Source organism: Streptomyces sp. CB02056, from assembly GCF_001905545.1.
Lineage (GTDB): Bacteria > Actinomycetota > Actinomycetes > Streptomycetales > Streptomycetaceae > Kitasatospora.
In genome coordinates this window covers 25,316-46,861 of sequence record NZ_LIPD01000025.1, presented here as the reverse complement: position 1 = coordinate 46,861, position 21,546 = coordinate 25,316, and the positions used below count along the sequence as shown (strand labels likewise).

The following is a 21,546-nucleotide window of genomic DNA, read 5'->3' as shown; positions in this document are numbered from 1 at the left end:
CCGGAGGACGGAGCCCGGCCTCCGACTCCAGGGGCGGCGGCTCCGCTCCTGGATATTCCTGTTCTCGGTGGGGGGTTCACACCCGTCCCTCGAACGGCTCCTGGATCACTCAATGCCATTGAGACCGCTGCACCGGACGGATGGTTGTACCGGGGGGACGAGGATTTTTCGTGGACTGATTGTGGAGCCGGAATGCACGCCCGGACGCCTCGGACACACTTCGGGGCGGGCCCGGCGTGCCGCTGACCAGCCCGGATCCCCCGGTTGCGCAGCGTGTCCGGACCTTCACTCCCTGCGGGCTGCCACCCGCGCCGCCCCGGGGTACCTTGGGCTCATGGCAGATGCGGACCGTGACCCCTTCCACCTCCACGGGGCCTCCCGGATGGCTCGCGCGTGCAGCGGCGGAGCCCTGGTCACCCACCAGGTCCCGCTGACGGTGGTGGGCCTGGCCTGCCTGGCGCTCGGCATCGTCGTGGCCGTGTTCGTGCCGGACAGTGACGGGCCGGCCTGGGCGATGGCGGTGGCCGGTTGTCTGGCCGCGGGCGTCCTGCTGCTCGGCCGGATCGCCTTCGGCGTGTTCCGCGACCGGCGCCGCGCCGCGCTCTGACGGAGCCCCGGCGGGCGTACCGGCCGTACGGTCGGCGGGTTCCGTCCGGGCGTTGCCCCCACCCGTAACGTCGATCGCTCTCGGAATTCCGAAACGGCCGATCGAGCGAAATTGGTCAGACCGACTGAATATCGTCCAGTCGGACAATCTCAGGCCCTCTTCTTTCACCATTCCCGGACGACAGCTTCATCCCGCCTCTACTGTGAAGGCGTTCTTCCGGCTCGAAGCGCCGTGGAGGTGGAGCGATGAGCGGTAGACCGGATCGCGCCGCGGCCGTCTCATGAGACGCGCCGGCGACCTCGCCGTCGCCGCCCTGGCCGCGGTCGTCGCACTGCCGCTGGCCCTGCTGATCGCCGTCCTGCTCCGCTGCGGCACCGGCGGCCCGGTCCTCCAGCGGCAGATCCGGACCGGCCGGCACGGCCGCGAGTTCCAGCTCCTGCGCTTCCGGACCGGAGGGGACGGCCGGCTCACCGCCCTGCTGCGGCAGTCCGGCCTGGACGAGCTGCCGCGGCTGTGGAACGTGGCGCGCGGCGACATGGGGGTGATCGGGCCCCTGCCGGTCGGCCCGGACCAGGCGGCGCACTACTCCCGCCGGGAGCGCGGCCGGCTCGCCGTCCGGCCCGGCCTCACCGGCTGGGCCCAGCTGCAGGCCCTGAGCCGCGGCCGGACGCCCCGCCCGCTCAGCCGCCCCGAGTGGGCGGAGCTCGACCTCTGGTACGTCGAGCACCGTTCGTTCGGGCTCGACCTGCGCATCCTCGGCCTCACCGTGCTCGCCCTGCTGCGGCCCGACACCGGCCGGGCGCACCGGGTCGGTCCGGAGCCGCCCCGATAGGCTGCGGCCCATGGCCATTCCCCCCTTCCTCGCCGAGCTCCGCGCCATCGTGGGAACCCGCCCGCTCTGGCTGAGCGCCGTCGTCGCCGTCGTGCTGGACGACCGCGACCGGGTGCTGCTCGCCCGCCGGGCCGACGACGGCCGGTGGGCGCCGGTCGGCGGCATCCTCGACCCCGGGGAGCAGCCCGCCGACGGCGTGGTGCGCGAGTGCGAGGAGGAGACGGGGGTGGTGGTCGTGCCCGAGCTGCTCGCCTCGGTCACGGTCTCGCCGCAGGTCACCTACCCGAACGGCGATGTGACGCAGTACCTGGTGCTGACCTTCCGCTGCCGCGCGGTCGGCGGCGAGGCGCGGGTGAACGACGACGAGTCGCTGGACGTCGGCTGGTTCGGGCTGGACGAGCTGCCGCCGATGATCGAGAGCGAGCACGAGCGGCTGCGCCACGCGCTGGAGTGCGAGGGCCCGGCGGTCTTCACCTGGGAGGGCAAGGAGCGCCCCTGAGCCCGGGGGCGGGCCCATCACGGCCCGCCGCAGGTCCTCAACCACCCGCCCGCGCCGGTCAGCCCTTGTACTGCCGGTAGGCCTCCTCCGCCGCGTCCAGCACCGCGGCCAGGTCCCCGCCCGCCGTGGCGGTGGCGGTCGCGGCCACCGCGCCCTCGACGAACGGGGCGTTGGCGAACCGGACCGGGAAGGGCAGCCCGTGCTCGTCCGCGTCGGCCAGCAGCGCGCGGACGGTGGTGACCGCCCCGCCGAGGTCGGCGAGCACCACCACGCCGTGGCCCTGGTCCACCCGCCGGGTCGCGGCGGCCACCAGGACGGCGCTGATGCCCGGTCCGTCCGACGGGTGGCCGCCGGTCGCCGCGACCGGCGCGGGGGAGTCGGATCCGGTCAACGCGAGCGCGAGGGAGCGTACGGCGGTGGCCAGTTCCTGGCTGTGCGAGACCAGGACGATCCCGACCCGCCCGTGGGTGGCGGTCCGGGCGGGGGTCGGCCGGGGCAGCTGGGTGGGTGAGGGGGGCGTCCGGGGTGCCGGGGGATGGGCCGAGGGGGCGTCGGAGATGGGGATGACGTCGGCGCGGGTGCCGTCCCGGCGGCTCATCGGCTGCTCCCTCGAACGGGTCGGTCGGTGGATCGTTCTGGCAAGGCGCGCTCGGTCGAACCGGTCATCCCGGTCGGTCAGGGCGGTGCGGCGGAGCGGCCCGGGCCCCGGTACCTCGTGGGCCGGGCCGGGGAAGCGGTCGTACGGCGCCCTGGCAGCACTCTGGCAGCTGCCCGCCGCCCCCGCCGGTCGGGACACGCCTCGACTGGTCCTCCGGCCGCACCCGTCCCCGCCCGGAGGAGTCCTCGTCAACCCGCTGACCGGGGCCGGGCGGTGTGGCTAGGCTGGCCCAGGAACGCCGTCGGGAGGAGATCGGTCAGTGGGATCCAACAGCGGGACGGACACGGAGGTCAGCGTGGTGCAGCCGGATCTGGCGCCGAACGGGAAGCCCAGGGTGGACTTCACCGGGGCGGAGTGGCTGTGCAGCAGCCAGGGCGTCGGCGACGTGCAGATCGCCTTCGTGGACGGCTACATCGGGATGCGGGACGGCCGCCAGGAGGACGGGCCGGTCCTGGTCTTCACGCCGGGCGAGTGGCGGGCCTTCGTGCTCGGCGCCCGGGACGGCGAGTTCGACCTCACCTGAGCCGAGGCGCGCGGAGCCCGTCGGCGCCGAGTCGGCGCCCGGCAGCACGGGAGCGGACCCCCGGTCGACGGGGGTCCGCTCCGTAGAGGATCTTTCGGGTCCGAAACATCACAACTGATGATCCATTGAGCGTGCCCCGTCAGAATTTCTGTTGACTGTTAGACAAACGCAGCTCAGAGTAAGAGCACGGGCAGACGCCGTGCCCACCGCCCCCACGCGGCCAGACACGGCGCCTGCTGTGCGGCCCGGCAGTACTGCCAGGCCATCCTCCCAGTCATCCCCTGCGCACCGGGGTGCGTCGGCCGGTCCCGGCCCCGAGATGGGGCCGGCAGTCGCCGGGAGGTTGGCGCCGAAGCCGAGAGCGACTCGGATGACGGCACCGGTGCTCGGGACCCGCACGCCCCCACGCGGCGGCGTCCCGAGCAGATCCACGGGAGCGACGGGCCGGGGCCCCGCGGATCTGGCTTGTGAAACTTGGAACTGTTGGCTTGTGTGTTCGTGCTGTGTGCGACGACGAAGCTGGGTGCTCGGCGGTTCGGCACGACAAGTGCACAGTGAGGGAAACGCGTGTAGGGCCGCGTTGCGACATGCCGTCCCCCCGGAGGGTGAAACCCAGAACGGCTGTCGTGCTGAACCGAACGTAGCCCGGACGGTTGCTCAGAGTCAACATTGGTCTCTGAGCGTCGATCTCCCGGCCACCCCCCGGCGGTGCCCCACCCACCTCGCGAACGCGGTGTGCCGGACACGTACGATGTTCCCATGTCTTTTCTCCGCCGTCGCTCCGGACAGCCCGCCGGCCCGGACTTCGACGTGCTCGCGATGGACCCGGGCGACTGGCCCGGTGACTTCGGTGCGGCCATGATGACCGGCCCGGACGGCTCCTGCCAGGGGATTTTCCTGCGCTACGACCTGTTCGGCGGCAGAGGTCCGGCGATGTTCATCGGCAACCTCCCCGAGGGTTCGCCCGCCCGGGAGACCGGCGACGAGGTGCCCTTCGAGGTGCGGCAGCTGCTCGCGGCGCTGGAGAACGACGAGCCGGTCGAGTTCGTCTCGGCCGAGGACTTCCCGGTGATGCTCGGGGACGACCTGCTGATCGTGAAGAAGGTCAAGGTCAGCGAGGAGCGCGTGTTCTGCGCCCAGTTCGGCCGCAGCGACGGCGTCCTGGTCACCGTCGCGTCCTGGGACCGACCGATTTCGGACGACCTGTATCAGCTGCTGAAGCCGCTCCCCGCGGACATGTTCCAGCAGGGCTGATCCCGCCGGGGCCGGCCGGCTCCGCCCGGGGGTCGGACGCTGCTTGACGGTATCGATCAACGGTTCGTACAGTCGCGAACATGCCGTGCCGCCTTCCGCTGCTGACCCGTCGCAGGCATCTGGACCTGCGGCGCACCGCCAGCGCGGCGTGTCCGGGCCGCTGAGGGGGGATTCGTCCCCCGGCGGCGGGCGATCGGCCGGGTGTCCGGTCGGCGCCGGGACCAGGGGCGGGCCGTGAGCCGGCCTCCGGGGCCGCCGATCGCCACCGCGCGCCCGTACGGCGTGCCGCCCGCACCTGCCGAGCCCACGCTGCCGCCCGGAGGCACAGCATCATGACCACTCGCGCCGCCAACCGTTCGACCGCCGAGCGTTCGTCCGAGGACCACGCGTCCGACGACCGCCCCGCCGACAACCGTTCGCCCAGGAGCGCGTCCGCCGGACGCCGTTCGCGGACCGCCGCTCCGCCGGCGGGTTCCGAACCGACGGGTTCCGGCCATCTCGAATCCACTGGTTCCACACCCACAAGTTCGGCCCCCGGCGGCGCGGCACCCGACCGGAGCGCGGTCGAGACCGCCCTCGCCGGACTGCCCCGGGTGGTCGACCTGCTGGCCGCCCGCGCCGAGGAGCACGACCGCGACGCGACCTTCCCGTACCAGGGGATCGAGGCCGTCCACGAGGCCGGACTGCTCACCCTCACCGTCTCCGAGCGGTACGGCGGTCCGGGCGGAACGCTCGCCGACACCGTCCGGGCACTGTCCCGACTCGGCCGCGGCGACGCCTCGGTGGCCGTGGTCACCGCCTTCACCCTGCTCCAGCACGCCGAGCAGGCCCGCCGGGCCGACTGGCCGACGGCGGGCTACCGGCGGCTGCTCACCGAGTCCCGGCGCGGCCCGGCGCTGGTCAACACGCTGCGGGCGGAGCCCGGTGCCGGGGCGGGCGAGCTGCCCGGCACGGTCGCCCGACGGGACGGTGACGGCTGGCTGCTGACGGGCCGGAAGACGTACTGCACCGGAGCCGAGGCGCTCGCCTGGATGGCGGTGACCGCCCGGACCGACGAGGAGGAGCCGCGGATCGGCACCTTCCTGGTCCGCGGCGAGAGCGAGGGCCTGGAGATCGACCCGACCTGGGACCAGCTCGGGCTGCGGGCCAGCGCCAGCCACGACGTGGTGCTGGACGGGGTCCGGGTGCCGGGCGACCTCGCGCTCGGCCTGACGAACGGTCGCCGGACGGCCCGTCAGAGTGCCGACGCTGACGCCGATCTCTCGTCGGCCTGGCACGACCTGGCCCTCTCCGCCGTGGCGATCGGGGTCGCCCGGGCCGCCGAGGCGTGGCTGATCCGCTTCCTCAACCAGCGCACCCCGGCCAATCTGACCGAGCCGCTCGGCACCCTGCCCCGCTACCGGACCGCCCTCGGCGAGATCGAGGCCCAGTTGATCGGGGCCGAGGAACTGGTCGAGGGCCTGGCCTCCCGGGTGGACCGGGGCGACCAGGAGGCCGTTGCCCGGACCGGTCCGGCCCACCTGCTGGCCACCCGGGCCGCGACGGCAGTGGTCCAGCAGGCCGTCGCCCTCACCGGCAACCCCGGCCTGAGCCGGCGTCACCCGCTGGAGCGCTACCTGCGGGACGTGCTCAGCAGCCGGGTGCACCTGGCCCCCGACGAGACCGTCCTGGAGGCCGCCGGCCGGGCCGCCCTGGAGCGGGGCGCCCGGCCGTAGGGCCCGTCGTCGAACTCCCGGGCCCGGCGGGTCCTGACGGTGGTCCGACGGGCCGCGGAGGTGGCTCAGCGGGTCCCGACCGCGGCGCGGACGGCCCGGCGGGCGAGCGCCGCGTCGTCGTAGAGCCGGCGGATCATGATCCGCTGCTCCTCGCCGGCGCCCGGCACGTCGTACAGCCGGATCTCCCGCATCAGCACCAGCACCAGGTTCACCAGGAACGCGTCCCGGGCCAGCGTGCCGCCGCTCTGGGCGAGTTGGCTGATCTGGCGGCGTGCCGCGGTGTCCCCGGACAGGACGCTCCAGAGCACCGCCAGGTCGTAGCCGGGCAGGTACCAGCCGGCCTGCTCCCAGTCGACCAGCACCGGCCCGGACGGCGCCAGCAGCATGTTGCTGAGCAGGGCGTCGCCGTGGCAGAGCTGGAGCGGGGTGCTGCCGAGGCCGTGCAGCAGGCCGCGGAGGTCGCCGGCGTCCCGGTCGGTGAGCTGGCCCACCGAGTGGTAGCGGGAGATCTCCAACTGGTAGTCCAGGCGCGGCTGGAAGACGTCGGTCGGCGGCCGCCACAGGTTCAGCGTGCGGACCGCGGTGAGCAGCGCCCGCACCTCGCCCGGGGTGGGCGCGTTGACCGGGTGGCGCTCGCGGGCCGCCGGGCGCCCCGGGACGCGCTCCATGACCAGCACGCACCGGTCGTGGTCGGCCGCCACCAGCCGGGGCAGCCGCACCGGCGGACGGTGCCGGACGAACGCCCGGTAGACCGCCACCTCGTGGTGGAAGTCGGCCACCAGCTGCTCGAAGTACTCACTCCGCACCGCCTGCGGCGCCAGGCACTTGGCGACCACTGGAGCCCGCCCGATGGTGCCCGCCACCAGGATGTGGCGGCTGCCCTCGCGCAGGACCTGGCGCGGGGTGAACGCGGGACATATCCGCGAGACGCCCGCGAGCGCCGCCCGGACCGCCGGGGTCTGGAGCGCCGACGGGTCGATCCGCTCCGGGCCGCCGCCGACGGGCAGGCCGGGCCGCCGGGCCCGCAGCACCTGGCCGTCGGCCTGCCGGGCCAGCGGCATCCGGCCGCCGCCCGGCAGGGCGGTCTCGGGGGCCCGCAGGCCCAGTGCGGTACGGCCGGCGGGGCCCAGCGCCGTACGGCCGGTCGGGACGACCCGGGTGTCCGTGGCCCGGCCCTCGGCGCCGCGCGGGACCGCGGGACGGCTCGCCGGGGGCACGGCCCTGGGGCCGGTGCGGCCGGCGGCTGCGGTGGGGGGGCGCAGCGCTGGGCGGGTCGCGGTGGGCGTGGGGGTCGTCGCTGAGGAGTACATGGGCTGAGGGAGGTCCCTTCCGGTCCGTCGGCGGGTGCTTGCCCCGCGGGGGCGGGGGAGGGCCGGTGCCGTGTGCTTCCTGGCGTGACGGCGGCCCTGCGGGTGGTGCGGTACGTCGTGCGGTGCGCTGCTCCGCGCGGTACCCCGTAGCGGTGCGGTCGGTGGTGCGCGGGCGCCGGGCACGGACGCGGGGTCAGGAACCCCTGGTCGGCGGTGCTCCGGCCGTCCGCACCCTGGGGAATGCGGTCGGCCGGACTGCCGTGGCCGTGCCCGGCGCTCCCGCGCCACCCGGCCGCGCCACCCCCTCGGGTGAGGACCGGGAGCGCCCCGTGCCACCGTCGGGGGACAGCCCCGACGCTGGTGGGACACCGCCCGACCCGGGGGGCGAGGTGGCGCACCCCTACAACACACCCGTCGGGCACTGGCTTAGTAGTCTGGCGGGCCCTGGCGAACGGTGGCGAATGCTCGCCCGGCACTTGCCCGAGCCTCTAGCCTCGGATCAGCCGAGGAACCTGGGGGCTTCGTTGAGCAGGGAACCCAACACCCGACTGGCCGACCTGTTCGTCCTGACCGGATGGTCGAAGGGCGAGCTGGCGCGGCTGGTCAACCGTCGGGGTGCCGCGATGGGGCAGCTGCAGCTGTCCACCGACACGTCGAGGGTACGGCGTTGGATCGAGCAGGGGGAGATCCCGCGCGATCCGGTGCCGAGGGTGCTGGCGGCCGTGTTCACGGAGCGGCTCGGCCGTGTCGTCACCACTGAGGACCTCGGTCTGGAACGACACCGGCCCACCAGGTCCGGAGCGGACGCGTCCGCAGCAGTGCCATGGTCGCCGGATCGAACAGCCGCGGTCCTCACCGAGTTCACGGGAATGGACCTCATGCTGAACCGACGTGGATTGGTGGGCGCCGGAGCGGCGCTCACGGCCGGGGCGGTCATCGCCGACTCGCTGAAGGGCTGGCTGGGCGGGGACGCGGTCGCGTACGCGGCCTCCGTCCCAGGGCCGCGACAGGCGGTCGCCGGGGGCGGAGCGCACCCGGCGGCGGACGTGTACGACGCGGGCCCGGTCGGGCTCGACGAGGTGGAGTCGCTGGAGCACTCGGTACAGGTGTTCCGGGCCTGGGACGCGGCCCGCGGCGGCGGGTTGCAGCGCAAGGCGGTGGTCGGTCAACTGAACGAGGTCGGCGGCCTGTTGACGCACCGGCACGCAACCGCGGTGGAGCAGCGGCTGTGGCTGGTCGCGGCCAACCTGGCGGTGCTGGCGGGCTGGATGTCGCACGACGTGGGGCTGGAGCCCACCGCCCAGAAGTACTTCATGATCGCGGCCGACGCGGCCAAGGAGGCCGGCGACCGGCCACGGGCCGGCGAGGCGATCTCCCGGGCCGCGCGGCAGATGGTGCACCTGGGCCGGGCCGACGAGGCGCTGGACCTGATGTCGGCGGCCAAGGCGGCCGGCGGACGGCTGCTGCCCAGAACGCGCGCCATGCTCAACACCGTCGAGGCGTGGGCGCACGCCTCGATCGGGCACTCCCAGGACACCTACCGGCTGCTCGGGGAGGCCGAGGACCTGTTCACCGAGGAGGCACCGGAGCCACCGCCCTCGTGGATGCAGGTGTTCGACGAGGCCGAACTGCGCGGCATGCAGGCCCTGGTGCTGCGCACGCTCTCCGAGCACGACCCGGGGGCGGCCCCCGAGGCCCGCCGGCACGCGGAGCGGGTGATCACCCTGCGGGAGGGGACCGGGCAGCTGCGGTCGGCGCTGTTCGACCGGATCACCCTGGCCTCGGTGCACCTGCTCACCGGCGAGCCGGACGCGGCGCGGTTCCAGGCCAAGATGGTGATGAACCTGATCGGCCAGAACTCCTCGCACCGGACCTGGGACCGGCTGCGCGAGATGTACCGGCTGACCGCGCAGTACCGGGGGCTGCCCGTGGTGGACGAGCTGCGGGAGGAGCTGGGCCGGGCGCTGCGGGCGGCGGACGCCAAGAACCGGCGCCGGCTGACCTGACGGGCCCGCGGACGTACGGGCCCGGGCCGGGCCGTCGGGCGCGGTACGGCGGGGCGGGGGTTGTGGGCTCGGGGGCTCAGTGCGGCGGGGCCGGGCGGAGCAGCATGCGCAGCGCGACGACCGTGCCGTCGGTGCCGAGGACGGGCTCGCCCGCGCACTCGACGCCGTCGTAGCGCCCGTCGGGCCGGCGGACCCGCAGGGTGCCGGCGGCGCAGCGGCCGTGCACCAGGGCGTCGGTCATCATCCGCCGCAGCAGCGGCCGGTCCGCCTCGGGGAGGCGGTCGGGCAGCCGGTCGAGGCTGAGCGGGCCGTGGCCCGGCTCGCAACCGAGGAGGAGGTAGGCCTCCGGGCTCCACTGGATCCCGTCGGTCAGCAGGTCCCACTCGGCGGAGCCGATCGGGCCGTCGTCGGTGATCGCGTCGTGGTCGCCGCCGGCGCCGAGGTACGGGCCGGTCGGCTCCTGGGCCGTGCCGTCCACTCTGCCGTCCGTTCCGCTGTCGGCGTCGCCCGTACCGTCGCCCGTGCCGTGTCCGCCCGGGCCGCCGGCGCCGACCGTGACGCCGTTCGCCGTGCCGCTCCCGGTGCTCGCCGTGCCGCCCCCGCCCGCCGGGGCGCCGTCCACGTGGGCGGCTCCCGGCGGGCGGGTGGCGCCTAATGGCATGTTCATGGCGGACCTATCGCTCGGTACACGGCCCGCGGTGTGCGGGCCGTTCGGACAGTGAGAAGACTGTCGCACAGCGTTGTCACCCCTGTGGGTGATTTCGACAGAACGCGGGCAAAATTTCCGCTGGCATATGCCACTGTGGCCGGAGCCGTCGTCGCCCTGTGTGCGGACGGGGGCCCGAGGCGGTAACCTTCGGTGATTCCGGCGCCCGGGCGCCCACCGCAGTACCGACCAGAGACCCCGGCGACGGAAATCCCGTTGCCACTCCGACCGCCGCAACGGATGCTGACCTCATGTTCGAGCCAGTGATAGCACCCAGTGCCAGCCTCCTAGGCCTCCTTCAGCGAGGCCGTGGTGACGGGCAGCTCCACGCGCTGGCCGCCGACCGTGCCGAGGCCATCGCCGCGCTGGAGGAGTGCGTCACCAGGGACCCGCGAGCCGACTGGCAGGTCGAGAGCCGCTCCCTCTACTACGCGCGCATCTACATGGACCTGGAAGCCCCCCTCGAGGGCATCGAGGACCACCTCCACTCCGCCGAGGACCTGGTCACCGACGACGAGAGCCGCACCGGCCTCGCCCTTTCCGTCCTGGGCCACCTCGCCGCGTACGGCCGGCGCGACGCGCTGCTGATGCTGCGCGAGTACGCCGCCACCGGCGCCAACTGGGCGTGGGCCCTCGACGAGCTGGCCCTGCGCGACGACGACCGCGGCCTGCTGCTGCTCGGCACCGCCGTACTGGACCACTTCGAGCCGGGCCCCGAGGGCGACGCCGAGCTGCGCGAGTTCATCCGCAACGCGTACGAGCCCCGGCCCTGGCGGCTCTGGGCGGCCTACCACCCCAGAGTGGCGGCGGCCAGCGAGCAGTCACCCTTCGACCTGTGGCAGCGCCAGATCAACCGCAGCGGGGTCACCCCCGGCTGGTCCACCGCCGACGTGCTGGCCTGGGCCGACCAGGGCGAGCTCGGCGGCCTCGGCGCCGGCGCCTTCCTCGGCCGGCCCGACGCCCGCCCGGAGCCCGCGCGCGGCCCCGACTCGCCGTCCGGCCCCGACGCGGTGGACCGCCGCGCCGCTGCGGCCGCCCGCTGCCTGACCGCCGTCGTCCGGCCGGAGGACCGTCCGCTGCTGCTGGAGGCGGCCCGCGACGGCCTGCCCGGCGCCCGCCGGGCCGCCCTGCGCCACTTGGTGGAACAGCGCGACCCGGCCGCCGTCGAACTGATCGAGGCCGCCGCCGCGGACGTGGACGACCGGATCGTCCGGGCCGCCCTGGAGCTGCTCGGCCGGATGCGCGGCCCCGAGGTGCTGACGCACGCGCGACGCTGGGCCGACCCGGCCAGCGGCGGCGCCGACAGCGCGCTCGGCGAGGCCGCCGTCCAGCTGCTCGCCGACGCCGGGGAACCGGCCGACGCGCCGCTGGTGGTGGCCGGGCTGCGCCGCTGGATCTCCGTGCGCGGGGTCAGCGGTACCGGGCTCGGGTCGCTGGTCGACGGTGCGGGGCGGCTGGCCGCCGCCGACGCCGTCCCGGTCCTGCGCCACGTCTACGGGGAGGCCGCCTCCTCCGAGCTGCGCGGACGCGCCGCCCAGGCGCTGGCCGCGACCGACGTGCACTTTCCCGAGGGGCCCGCCGTCGAGTGCCTCTGGGACTGCGAGGAGTCCACGCGTGAGCTCGCCGCGCGCCATGTCGCCACCACGGGCGACGCGCGTGTGCTGGAGCGGTTGCGCAGGCTCGCCGCCGACCCGGCCGAGGAGGCCGAGGTCCACGCCGCCGTACGCGGCCGACTGACCGCCGCCCGGGAGTTCGGGCGTTAGGGTCCACAACGTTCGGTGGGCCGGGACACCGTGTCGGTGTCCCGGCCCACTCGTTTCCGCGGGTCCTGGTTTGTGGAACCCGGTTCTACTTCACCGCGCCCGCGTCCGGAGTCAGGACGCCGCCGACAACCAGTCCGATGATCAGAATGCCGAGCAGCACCCGGTAGACGACGAACGGCAGGAAGCTGTGCGTCGAGATGTACTTCAGGAACCAGGCGATCGCCGCGTAGCCGACCAGGAAGGCGATCACGGTGGCCAGGATGGTCGGCCCCCAGGCCGGGGCCGGTCCCTCGCCGATCTTGAACAGCTCCAGCGCCCCGGAGGCGAGCACCGCCGGGATGGCGAGCAGGAAGGAGTAGCGGGCCGCCGCCTCCCGGCTGTAGCCGAGCAGCAGACCCGCGCTGATCGTGCCGCCGGAACGGGAGACGCCCGGGATCAGCGCCAGTGCCTGGGCGAAGCCGTAGACACCCGCGTGCGGCAGCGTGAGGTCGGTGATCGGACGGGCGTGGCGGACGGCCCGGGTGCGGTCGGCGAAGGCCAGGATCAGGCCGAAGACGATCAGCGTGGTGCCGATGATCCGCAGGTCGCGCAGGTGGGTCTCGATGGTGTCCTGGAACAGCTTGCCCAGGATGCCGATCGGCAGGGTGCCGATGATCACGAACCAGCCCATCCGCGCGTCCGGGTCCGAGCGCAGCGCCGGCCGGAACAGGGACAGTGCCCAGGTCTTGATGATCGAGGCGATGTCCCGGCGGAAGTAGATCAGCACCGCCGTCTCGGTGCCGAGCTGGGTGACGGCCGTGAAGGCCGCACCCGGGTCGTCCCAGCCGAGCAGGGCCGAGAAGACCCGCAGGTGGGCGCTGGAGGAGACCGGCAGGAACTCGGTGAGCCCCTGGATCAGGCCGAGGACGGCCCCGTGGAACCAATCGATCACCGGGCACCCGCCGGGGGTATCCGTCGGGCGAGGGGCAGGGGCGGCATGGGCGGGTCCTTGCGGGTCGGATGGGCGTGCGGGACCACCGTGACCCGCCCGGCCCGCGGGCCGCGCGCGAGCCCGGCGCGCGGCTGATGGTACGGGGTGAAAGTGACAGTTCTTTGTTCACCCTTTGTTCCGGCTTTGCGCACAGGGCCCTTGCCGCTCCGGCGACAGCCGGGAGCTACAGCACCGGCCGCGCCCGGACCCAGGTGCGGTCCGCCGTCAGGTAGCGCTCGACCACCAGACCGGCCTCCGCGAGCGCCCGCTCGAACGCCTCGGTGCTGAGCGGTCGGGACAGGAAGGTCTGGGTCCAGGTGCCGTCCGGGAAGACGTACTCGAACCGTACGGAGTTGACGCCGTCGCCGACCGGCGTGGCGGAGACCAGCCGGGCCCGCCCGTCCGGGCCGATCGAGCTCTCCCTCGGCACGTTCCGGTGCCAGTCCTCGCCCTCGCGCTGCACCAGCACGCAGCCGTCCTCGGCGACGTGCCGGCGGCAGGTCTCCAGCAGGCCCCGGCGGACCGTCACGTCACCGGCGTGCACCAGGAAGGAGGCGAGCATGACGACGTCGAAGCGCTCGCCGAGGTCCAGTGCTTCGATCGGGCTGCGCACCGTGCGGACGTCCGGGCGGACCCGGGCCAGCATGTCGGCGGACTCGTCCACGGCCGTCACGGTGAAGCCCCGGTCGGTCAGCGGGTGCGTCATCCGGCCCACGCCGCAGCCGAGTTCGAGGATGTGCGCGCCGGGCGGCACCGCCGCCTCGATCACGTCCGGGGCGTTGCCCGCGGGGAGGCGGGTCCACACCTCGACGGCGCAGCCGTCCGGGGTGATCGCACCCTCGCCCGTCCCGTCGTAGCCATCGCGTCGTTCGTCTGCCATGCCGTTCATCGGAACACGGACGGGTGGGCGGGGGAAGAGGGCGTCGGCAGGTCCGCGCGGGCCGCGGCGCGTTCGGGGCCTGGTCTACCGGGGGCCGTCCGCCAGGTCGGCCAGGGTCGCGTGCAGCCAGGCGAGTTCGGCCTCGGTGGTGGCGCGGGCGACGAGCAGCAGGCCGCGCCGGAAGGGGTCGTCGAACTCCTCGGCGCCGATCGGGCGGTCGCCCTCGTAGAAGAAGCTGGCCGGCTCGGCGAGGAAGGCCAGTCGGCGGCGGAGCACGGCGGCCTGGGCGGCGGGGTCGGCGAGGTGCCGCAGGAAGGCGAGCAGGGTGAACCAGCGGTTCTCGTCGCTGACGTCGAGCGGTTCGGGCTCGCGCAGCCGGTCGAGCAGCGCGGCGCGGCCGGCCCCGGTGAGGTGCAGGGTGTGCCGGGGCGCGGCGGCGCTGCCCGGCTCGGTCTCGCGGACCAGCAGGCCGTCGGCCTCCAGACGCTTGATCGCGGGGTAGAGCGTGCCGTCGCTGATCGGTCGGACGTGCCCGGTGAGCGCGGCGAGGTGGCGGCGCAGCTCGTAGCCGTGCAGGGGGCGGTCGTACAGGAACCCGAGGATGGCGAGCTTCAGCATGGGGCCACTCTCTCAGATCCGTCCCTCGGGGCATGGGTATCTCGCTATCGTGATACCTCGTGTTCGAGGTATGGTCCTGCTCGTCCGCCGGAAACCCCCGGGCCGGCACCCCGGGCCGGCCCCCACAAACGAGGAGCGAGTGAGTATGCGCGAGGCCCCCGTCACCCCGAACGGCGACCGGATCCGCTGGGTCGAGCTGCCCGGCGCCGAGCCGGTCCGGCTCTACCTGCACGGGCTCGGCTCCAGCTCGCCGGCCTACTTCGCGGCCGCCGCCGCCCACCCGCTGCTGGCCGGGCGGCGCTCGCTGCTGCTGGACCTGCTCGGCTTCGGCCTCAGCGACCGGCCGACGGACTTCGGCTACACGCTGGAGGAGCACGCGGACGCGGTCGCGGCGGCGGTCGCGGCCGCCGGGCCGGACCGGGTCGAGGTGGTCGGCCACAGCATGGGCGGGGCGGTCGCGATCGTCCTCGCCCGGCGGCACCCGCGCCTCGTCGAGCGGCTGCTCCTGGTGGACGCCAACCTGGACCGGATCGACCCCGACCGGCGCCGCCCCGGCAGCAGCGGCATCGCGGCCTACGGCGAGGAGGAGTTCCTGGCCGGCGGCCTGGGCGAATTCGCCGAGCGGGTCGGCCCGTTCTGGTGGTCCACCATGCGGCTGGCCGGCCCGGAGGCGCTCCACCGCAGCGCCCGCCACCTCGCCCGGGCGACCGAACCGACCATGCGCGAGCTGCTGCTCGGCCTCGACCTCCCGCGCACCTTCCTCCACCCGGCGGCGGACGGCGAGCCCGCCGGTGCCGACGCCCTCCGCGCGGCCGGAGTGCGGGTGGTCGCGGTGCCGGACTGCGGGCACAACATCATGATCGACAACCCGGACGGCTTCGCGGCCGCCGCGGCGGAGGCGCTCGAACGGGGGTGAGCGGGTTCGTGGGTCGCCCGGTGCTCCCGCTCAGCGCTCCCGCAGGGGGACGAAGCGCACCGGTGTCCCCGGCCGGGCCTGGGCGGCGGCCGCGAGGTCGGCGGCCGGTACGACGCCGATCACCGGGTAGCCGCCGGTGGTCGGGTGGTCGGCCAGGAACACCACCGGCCGGCCGTCCGGCGGAATCTGCACCGCGCCCAACACCATTCCCTCGCTGGGCAGTTCGCCGTCCCGGGCACGCGCGACCGGCGGGCCCTCGGTGCGCAGCCCGACCCGGTTGCCGGTCGGGGAGACCAGGTACCGGTCGCGGCCGAGGCGGGCCACCGCCTCCGGGGTGAACCAGTCCGCGCGCGGTCCGAGCCGCAGCCGCAGCACCAGTTCGGCCGGGGGAGCGGGCAGCGGCACCAGCTCGGGCCGGGCCCGGTACGGCGGCGGGGTGCCGACCGGCAGGCGGTCCCCGGCGGCCAACGGGGCCGGCCCGAGCCCGGCGAGCAGGTCCGTCGAGCGGCTGCCGAGCACCGGCGGGACGTCGATCCCGCCCGCCACCGCCAGGTAGCCGCGCACCCCGGCCGTCGCCGCCCCCACCTCCAGCACTGCTCCGGCCGGCACCAGGACCGGCGCGCCCCAGGCGGCCGGCCGGCCGTCCACCCGGACGGGCGAGGGCGCACCGGTGACGGCGACCAGGACCGCCGCGACGGCCCGCAGCGCGACCCCGCCGAGCGTGCTCTCCAGCCCGGCGGCCCCGGGGTCGTTGCCCACCAGCCGGTTGGCCGCCCGCAGGGCCGGCTCGTCCAGCGCCCCGGCCCTCGGCACCCCGAGGTGGGCGACCCCGCGCCGCCCGAGGTCCTGGACCGTGGTCAGCGGTCCCGGTCGCTCCACCACCAGCTCGTTCAACTCGCCTCCCCCTCAGGCCCGTTCAGCGGTGAAGCGGACCCGGGTGCCCGGGGCCAGCAGGGCCGGGGGCTCGCGGTCGGCGTCCCAGAGGGCGAGCGCCGTCCGGCCGATCAGCTGCCAGCCGCCGGGGGAGGGGTGCGGGTAGACGCCGGTGTACGGGCCGGCCAGGGCGACCGAGCCGGCCGGGACGGAACTGCGCGGGGTGGCCCGGCGCGGCACCTCGTACGGCGCCGGGAGGCCGGTGAGGTAGCCGAAGCCGGGGGCGAAGCCGCAGAACGCGACGACGTACTCGGGCCCGGTGTGGATCCGGACGGCGGCCTCCACGGAGACCCCCCACAGCGCGGCGACCTCGGCCAGGTCGGCGCCGTCGTACACGGTCGGGACCTCCAGCAGCGGTCCGCGCGCCACCCCGGCCGCCGCCGCCGTCGGACGGGCGGTGCGCAGCAGGGCCGCGACCGCGTCGACGTCCGCGACGCCGTCCAGCAGCAGGGTGCGCGCGGCCGGGACCAGTTCCTCCACCGCACCGAGCGCCCCCGACTCCCGGCGCTCGCTCAGCCAGCCGTACAGCGCGGCCACCTCGGCCGGCCCGGGCAGCTCGACCAGCAGCGCCCGCTCGCCGACCCGGCGCACCGTCCCCGGTGTCACGTGAAGGCCTCCACCCGGACCCCGGCGGAGGCCAGGGCGCCGCGGATCCGCCAGGCGAGCTGGGCGGCGCCGGGGGTGTCGCCGTGGACGCAGAGCGAGCGGGCCTCGACGGCGATCCGCTCGCCGCCGGCGGCCTCCACCGTGCCGTCCCGGGCGATGGCGACGGCGCGGGTGATCACCGACTCGGGGTCGTGCACCACGGCGTCCGGCTCGCGGCGCGGCACGAGGGTGCCGGTACGGGTGTACGCGCGGTCGGCGAAGGCCTCGGCGACCACCGGGAGCCCGACGCCCTCGGCCACCTCCAGCAGCAGCGAGCCCGGCAGGCCGAGCACGGGCAGCGGCCCGTCGCAGACCGCGCCCGCCCGCAGCACGCCGGCCACCACGGCCTCGGCCTGCTCGGAGTCGCCGACCACCCGGTTGTAGAGGGCGCCGTGCGGCTTGACGTAGGAGACCTTGGAGCCGGCCGCGCGGGCGAACACCTGGAGGGCGCCGATCTGGTACGCGATCTCGTCGGCGAGCTCCTCCGGGGGCACGTCCATCGCGCGGCGGCCGAAGCCGGCCAGGTCGCGGTAGGAGACCTGGGCGCCGATCCGGACGCCGCGCTCGGCCGCCAGCGCGCAGACCCGGCGCATCGTCGACGGATCCCCGGCGTGGAACCCGCAGGCGACGTTGGCGCTGGTCACCACCGACAGCAGGGCCTCGTCGTCGGTCAGGGTCCAGCGTCCGAACCCCTCTCCGAGGTCCGCATTGAGATCGATCACCGCATCGGCCACGCCCGTCCGCCTCCCAGCAGCTGTTGAGCCAGATGGTAGGGCCTGCGGATGAAGGCCGTTGCCCGTGACCCGGAGCCCCGCGGGCGCCGCGGCGTGTGCCCGGGGCCGCACGCCCCGGGGCGGCGCCGCGCGGGGTCGCGCCGGGGTGCGAGCCGGGCGCGCGGGCCGCCCGGGCTCAACCGGCGGTCGCCGGCCCCCGGAACGCGCGCTCCAGCGGGCGCAGCGCCCGCAGCACGAGCAGGAGCGGGATGACGCCGAAGACGCCGAACGACATGTCGATGAATCGCCATGCCAGCGGGATCCCGCGCAGCGGGCCGCAGATCAGCGCCAGCGGGATGACGGCCCCGCAGGCCAGCACGGCCCAGCGGATCACCCAGATGTTGCGGACCGGGTCCTTGAGCGGCCCCCAGAAGGCGGCGGCGATCACCAGGTGGGCGAAGGCCAGCCAGTCGGTGCCGTAGGCCAGGAAGGGGTACCGCGCGTTGGTCTCGGCGACGCCCGTGTGGACCCGGTCGATCCAGGCCGTCGCGCCGGGGAGGTGATCGCTCAGCGGCGCGGCCGGGCCGGCGGCGAAGTCCGCCAGCCAGCGGGTCTCGGTCTCCAGCGGGAACGCGGTGAGACCGCTGAGCACCAGGCAGACCAGGAAGAACCAGAGCCACCGTCGGACCTTGCGAAGGATGACCGCCGAGTCGCCGTCCATCTCGCACACCTCCATGCCGAGCATGCCGAAGTGCAGGCGGAGCCTTGTCCCGCCTGCGCGGAACCGACTCTAGACCCATCTTTTGAACGTGTTCAACTGGCCTTCGGGGTGGGTGGGGCGAGGAGGGGAACGGGCGGGGTGGCCGGGCGCGCGCGGGGGCGGGCCGGGGCCGGATCGGGGGCTGGAGGGGGCCGGGTGGGTGGGCCCAGGCGGGGGCCGGCGGAGTCGGCGGGAGGGTGGTCGGGGGCGCGCGAGGGTGGGCCGGGGCCGGATCGGGGGCTGGAGGGGAACCGGTCGCGTCGGCGGGAAGGGTGGCCGGGGCCGCACCGAGCCGGGCCGGAGTCGTGGAGGGGACGCGGCGGCACTGCCCCGCCCCGAACGCAGCGGTGCCCGGGCTCCGCGGAACCCGGGCACCGACGGCGGCCAGTGCGCCGCGTACGGCCGCTACGCCGTGTAGGTGTACGTCACCGGCGCGCTGGTCCCGCCCGCCGTGGTGACCGTGACGTCCACCGGCCCGGGCTGGGCGCCCGCCGGGGCCGTGGCGGTGCAGGCGGCCGGGCCGCAGGAGACGTGGGTGGCCGGCACCCCGCCGAAGGCCACCGACCCGTACGTCAGGTTGCTGCCGAACAGGTACACCCGGGTACCGCCGGCGGCCGGGCCGGAGGTGGGAGAGACGCTGCTGAGCACCGGTGCGGCCGGGGCCGGCGGCGGGGCGCCGGTGTAGTCGAAGGTGACCGGAGCCGCGGCCGTGCCGCCGGGCGTCACCACGCTGACCGGGGCGCTGCCCGTGCCGCCCGGGGTGGTCACCGCGCAGGCGGTGTCGGTGCAGCGGCCGGGGGCCGGGACGCCGCCGACCAGCACCATGCCGTTGGCCAGGTTGCTGCCGCTGACGGTCACCGCGGTGCCGCCGGTGCCCGGGCCGGTGGCCGTGTCGAGGCCGGTGACGGCGGGGGCGGCCTGGACGGTCGCCGGCAGGGAGCTCTTGCTGCCGAGGTCGTAGCCGGAGACGTGCCCGGTCGGGTCGGTGTCGTTCGGGTTGGCGACCGTCGCGGTGATCGCGCCGACGATCGGCACGCCGGGCGTGGTGGCCAGGTTGAGCTTCATGAAGTTGTAGCTCCCGACCGGCCGGGTGCCGGTGAACACGGCCTCCAGGTGGCGGTGGTCGGGGGAGAGGGCGGTGGTGAAGGTGTAGTCCGCCGGTGCGGGGAAGAACATCGCACCGTCGGTGGTGACGCCGGGCGGCAGGTCGAGGGTGATGTGGGTCGGCCCGGTCAGGTCCGTGGTGCCGGCGACGGTCCAGGACACCGACATGTTTCCGGTGGTGAAGAACCCGCCGGGGTAGTTCCCGCTCTGCGAGACGGTCACGTGCTGGGCGGAGGTCGGGACCGCCGGGGTCGCGGCCTCGGCGGTGGCACCGGTGGCGAGGACGGCGCCGGTGGTGAGGGTGGTCACGGACAGCGCGGCGGCGAGGCCCGCTTTGGCCAGTCGGGTGATCATGGGTCGATCATCACCGAACAGGTGCGCGACCCTCACGGTTTTCTCGAATACCGGTTCGGGAATGGCGGAATCCCGTCGAAACCACGTTCCGAATCCGTCACCCGAACCGCCGCCCACCTGCCGCTCCGCCCGCCCGCAAGGTCCGTTTCGGTCGAACTCGGTGCGAACCTCTAATCTTGTCCACCGTGACCGCCATCGCAGACCCGCCCATCGAGCCCGGCCTCCGACCCCCGGCCGGCCCGGCCGCCGCGCGCCCCGCGCCCGGCCCCGCCGCCGACGAGGGCCTGGCCCGCCGGCTCAAGGCGCTGGCCTGCACCGCCCCGCTGCACGACCTGGACAACCGCAAGGTCAACCTGGCCGGCGAGTACGGCGGCTACGCGATGGCCGAGGTCGGCCTCGCCGCGATCGACCTGGTCACCCTGCACATGGACTTCGACACCGGGGCCGACCGCGAGATAGTGCTCGCCCGGCTGCTGCCCCGGGTCGCCGCCCAGGCCGTCGGCCGTCCCGCCGTCGAGCACGAGCGGGTCGCCCGCTGGGTGCTGGAGTCGCTGATCAACGTCGGCAGCGTGGACCGCGGCTTCCGCGCCGTCTACGGCACCTTCGGCGCGGACGGCGAGTACGTCCGCCGCGACTACGACTTCAAGCTGATCGAGGAGGTCCCCGGCCCCGACGGCGGCGTCTACCTGCGCACCACCGACGAGGCGGTCAACGTCCTGGTCGGCGCGCTCGACACCGACGTCACCTCGGCCCAGATCGCCGCCGAGGTCAAGCTGGAGGTGCTGATCCGCCGCGGCCGCCTGGCCGACGCCCAGCTCGCCGCCGAGCAGGCCCGCTACCGCACCGTCCAGTACGCCGAGACGCTGCGCCGCGCCCTGGACGCCACCCGCCGCAACGTCCGGGCGGTGGACTGGATGCGCGCCATCCCCGATCTCATCGAGGAGGCGCTGGACCACATCGCGGACCGCTACCGGCACGAGAACGCGATTCTCACCAACATCCGCAAGGCCCGCGACGAGGCCGAGGACCCCGAGCACAAGCGCCGCGCCGCCGAGCTGGTCGACATCGTCAAGGACTGCATCCGCCGCCACACCCAGCTCCAGACCCGCCTGCTGGAGGCCGGCCCGCTGTTCCGCGCCGAGCAGGACCGCCAGGCCTTCGCCGCCCCCGGCGCCCGCAGCGGCATCGACCTCTACGGGCAGCTGCTCGCCCCCGTGCTGCGGCTGCCGATAGAGCAGGCCGTCCGCCCCACCGGCGCGTTCTTCGCCCGCGGCGCCGGTCTGCGAACCCCGGTCTCGGTGCGGGTCGCCGACCTGGTCGACCTGCTGCTCACCCCGCCGGTCGAGCGCGAGCACCTCGGCGCCGAGCTGCCCGACCCGGACCTCGTCGCCACCCCGGACGACAGCCGGTTCTCCGAGGCCCAGCTGGAGTCCGCGATGCTCCTGCTCGACCTGCCCCCGGACGCCCCCCGCCGGCTCTCCGGCCTGCTCGCCGACGCCCGCAAGCAGGACCCGGACCTGCCGTACCTGGTCGCCCTGCTCGCCGTGCACGCGGCCAGCCCGCCGGTCGGCACCGCCTACCGCCAGGGCGAGGAGCGGCTGCTGTTCGCCGTGGACGACGGCACCCCGCTGCGCGACCGGGAGTTCGGCGGCGCCGACCTGATCGTCGGCAGCGCCCTGCTCGACGCGGTCGGCATGGCCGCCGACCGCAAGGACGCCGGCTGACCGGCCGGGAGCACACGTTGCCGGGACCAACCCCGCCGGGACCAACCATGACGAAC

Annotated in this window: 22 protein-coding genes; 11 read left to right on the top strand and 11 right to left on the bottom strand. The window is 75.0% G+C overall.

Annotation, left to right across the window (positions count from 1 at the left end):
* Nucleotides 1–334 precede the first annotated feature (334 nt).
* From AMK13_RS39405 to AMK13_RS39395, 3 genes are all read left to right on the top strand, one after another.
* A complete protein-coding gene (locus tag AMK13_RS39405; protein WP_143204765.1) occupies nucleotides 335–607 on the top strand; it encodes a hypothetical protein in 273 nt (90 codons plus the stop codon).
* 280 nt (nucleotides 608–887) lie between these two features.
* Nucleotides 888–1,439 carry a sugar transferase gene (locus AMK13_RS39400; RefSeq protein WP_049656058.1) on the top strand — a complete coding sequence of 184 codons (552 nt, stop codon included), beginning with the start codon at nucleotides 888–890 and terminating at the stop codon, nucleotides 1,437–1,439.
* Between the two features lie 10 nt (nucleotides 1,440–1,449).
* Entirely contained in the window at nucleotides 1,450–1,938 is a 489-nt protein-coding gene (locus AMK13_RS39395) for an NUDIX hydrolase (RefSeq protein ID WP_049656056.1), read from the top strand.
* A gap of 58 nt (nucleotides 1,939–1,996) precedes the next feature.
* Here the strand turns inward: AMK13_RS39395 and AMK13_RS39390 are convergent, their stop codons facing one another.
* Nucleotides 1,997–2,536: a hypothetical protein gene (locus tag AMK13_RS39390; RefSeq protein WP_079272925.1), complete on the bottom strand. Its 540-nt coding sequence runs from the start codon at nucleotides 2,534–2,536 to the stop codon at nucleotides 1,997–1,999.
* 355 nt (nucleotides 2,537–2,891) lie between these two features.
* Here AMK13_RS39390 and AMK13_RS39385 point away from each other — a divergent pair, with 355 nt between their 5' ends.
* From AMK13_RS39385 to AMK13_RS39375, 4 genes are all read left to right on the top strand, one after another.
* On the top strand, nucleotides 2,892–3,119 hold the full coding sequence (locus AMK13_RS39385) for a DUF397 domain-containing protein (RefSeq protein WP_234348556.1): 228 nt from the start codon (nucleotides 2,892–2,894) through the stop codon (nucleotides 3,117–3,119).
* A 759-nt stretch (nucleotides 3,120–3,878) separates the two neighbouring features.
* Nucleotides 3,879–4,373, top strand: a complete 495-nt coding sequence (locus AMK13_RS39380; protein ID WP_049656052.1) for a hypothetical protein — start codon at nucleotides 3,879–3,881, stop codon at nucleotides 4,371–4,373.
* Between the two features lie 80 nt (nucleotides 4,374–4,453).
* Entirely contained in the window at nucleotides 4,454–4,537 is an 84-nt protein-coding gene (locus AMK13_RS46510; RefSeq protein WP_350526312.1) for a putative leader peptide, read from the top strand.
* 168 nt (nucleotides 4,538–4,705) lie between these two features.
* On the top strand, nucleotides 4,706–6,088 hold the full coding sequence (locus tag AMK13_RS39375; protein WP_079272924.1) for an acyl-CoA dehydrogenase family protein: 1,383 nt from the start codon (nucleotides 4,706–4,708) through the stop codon (nucleotides 6,086–6,088).
* Nucleotides 6,089–6,153: 65 nt separating this feature from the next.
* On the opposite strand, the gene AMK13_RS39370 is transcribed toward AMK13_RS39375, so the two are convergent.
* Nucleotides 6,154–7,398: an aminoglycoside phosphotransferase family protein gene (locus tag AMK13_RS39370; protein WP_338016391.1), complete on the bottom strand. Its 1,245-nt coding sequence runs from the start codon at nucleotides 7,396–7,398 to the stop codon at nucleotides 6,154–6,156.
* A 524-nt stretch (nucleotides 7,399–7,922) separates the two neighbouring features.
* On the opposite strand from AMK13_RS39370, the gene AMK13_RS39365 reads away from it, so the two are divergent.
* Complete coding sequence (locus AMK13_RS39365) at nucleotides 7,923–9,404, top strand: DNA-binding protein NsdB (RefSeq protein ID WP_074006361.1); 1,482 nt, start codon at nucleotides 7,923–7,925, stop codon at nucleotides 9,402–9,404.
* Between the two features lie 76 nt (nucleotides 9,405–9,480).
* Here AMK13_RS39365 and AMK13_RS39360 read toward each other — a convergent pair whose 3' ends face one another.
* The gene (locus tag AMK13_RS39360; protein ID WP_143204764.1) at nucleotides 9,481–10,071 is read right to left on the bottom strand and encodes a PAS domain-containing protein; all 591 of its coding nucleotides are present in this window, start codon (nucleotides 10,069–10,071) and stop codon (nucleotides 9,481–9,483) included.
* A gap of 290 nt (nucleotides 10,072–10,361) precedes the next feature.
* Here AMK13_RS39360 and AMK13_RS39355 point away from each other — a divergent pair, with 290 nt between their 5' ends.
* Complete coding sequence (locus AMK13_RS39355; RefSeq protein WP_074006359.1) at nucleotides 10,362–11,873, top strand: HEAT repeat domain-containing protein; 1,512 nt, start codon at nucleotides 10,362–10,364, stop codon at nucleotides 11,871–11,873.
* Between the two features lie 85 nt (nucleotides 11,874–11,958).
* Here AMK13_RS39355 and AMK13_RS39350 read toward each other — a convergent pair whose 3' ends face one another.
* From AMK13_RS39350 to AMK13_RS39340, 3 genes are all read right to left on the bottom strand, one after another.
* Nucleotides 11,959–12,801 carry an undecaprenyl-diphosphate phosphatase gene (locus tag AMK13_RS39350; protein WP_074006388.1) on the bottom strand — a complete coding sequence of 281 codons (843 nt, stop codon included), beginning with the start codon at nucleotides 12,799–12,801 and terminating at the stop codon, nucleotides 11,959–11,961.
* Nucleotides 12,802–13,027: 226 nt separating this feature from the next.
* Complete coding sequence (locus tag AMK13_RS39345; protein WP_074006358.1) at nucleotides 13,028–13,723, bottom strand: class I SAM-dependent methyltransferase; 696 nt, start codon at nucleotides 13,721–13,723, stop codon at nucleotides 13,028–13,030.
* Nucleotides 13,724–13,807: 84 nt separating this feature from the next.
* Nucleotides 13,808–14,341, bottom strand: a complete 534-nt coding sequence (locus AMK13_RS39340) for a PadR family transcriptional regulator (RefSeq protein ID WP_049659302.1) — start codon at nucleotides 14,339–14,341, stop codon at nucleotides 13,808–13,810.
* Nucleotides 14,342–14,486: 145 nt separating this feature from the next.
* On the opposite strand from AMK13_RS39340, the gene AMK13_RS39335 reads away from it, so the two are divergent.
* Nucleotides 14,487–15,257: an alpha/beta fold hydrolase gene (locus tag AMK13_RS39335; RefSeq protein ID WP_074006357.1), complete on the top strand. Its 771-nt coding sequence runs from the start codon at nucleotides 14,487–14,489 to the stop codon at nucleotides 15,255–15,257.
* Between the two features lie 30 nt (nucleotides 15,258–15,287).
* Here the strand turns inward: AMK13_RS39335 and AMK13_RS39330 are convergent, their stop codons facing one another.
* From AMK13_RS39330 to AMK13_RS43920, 5 genes are all read right to left on the bottom strand, one after another.
* Nucleotides 15,288–16,151 carry a biotin-dependent carboxyltransferase family protein gene (locus AMK13_RS39330; protein ID WP_074006356.1) on the bottom strand — a complete coding sequence of 288 codons (864 nt, stop codon included), beginning with the start codon at nucleotides 16,149–16,151 and terminating at the stop codon, nucleotides 15,288–15,290.
* A gap of 12 nt (nucleotides 16,152–16,163) precedes the next feature.
* Nucleotides 16,164–16,796 carry a 5-oxoprolinase subunit PxpB gene (pxpB, locus tag AMK13_RS39325; protein ID WP_074006355.1) on the bottom strand — a complete coding sequence of 211 codons (633 nt, stop codon included), beginning with the start codon at nucleotides 16,794–16,796 and terminating at the stop codon, nucleotides 16,164–16,166.
* Entirely contained in the window at nucleotides 16,793–17,569 is a 777-nt protein-coding gene (locus AMK13_RS39320; RefSeq protein ID WP_234348727.1) for a LamB/YcsF family protein, read from the bottom strand. Before AMK13_RS39320 ends, pxpB begins: the two co-directional genes overlap by 4 nt.
* Before the next feature lie 175 nt (nucleotides 17,570–17,744).
* Nucleotides 17,745–18,284, bottom strand: coding sequence for a hypothetical protein (locus AMK13_RS39315; protein ID WP_241853229.1), 540 nt, complete (start codon nucleotides 18,282–18,284; stop codon nucleotides 17,745–17,747).
* Between the two features lie 429 nt (nucleotides 18,285–18,713).
* Nucleotides 18,714–19,766, bottom strand: a complete 1,053-nt coding sequence (locus tag AMK13_RS43920; protein WP_074006354.1) for an IPT/TIG domain-containing protein — start codon at nucleotides 19,764–19,766, stop codon at nucleotides 18,714–18,716.
* Nucleotides 19,767–19,951: 185 nt separating this feature from the next.
* On the opposite strand from AMK13_RS43920, the gene AMK13_RS39305 reads away from it, so the two are divergent.
* Complete coding sequence (locus AMK13_RS39305; protein WP_369808353.1) at nucleotides 19,952–21,490, top strand: hypothetical protein; 1,539 nt, start codon at nucleotides 19,952–19,954, stop codon at nucleotides 21,488–21,490.
* The last annotated feature ends 56 nt before the right edge of the window (nucleotides 21,491–21,546 follow it).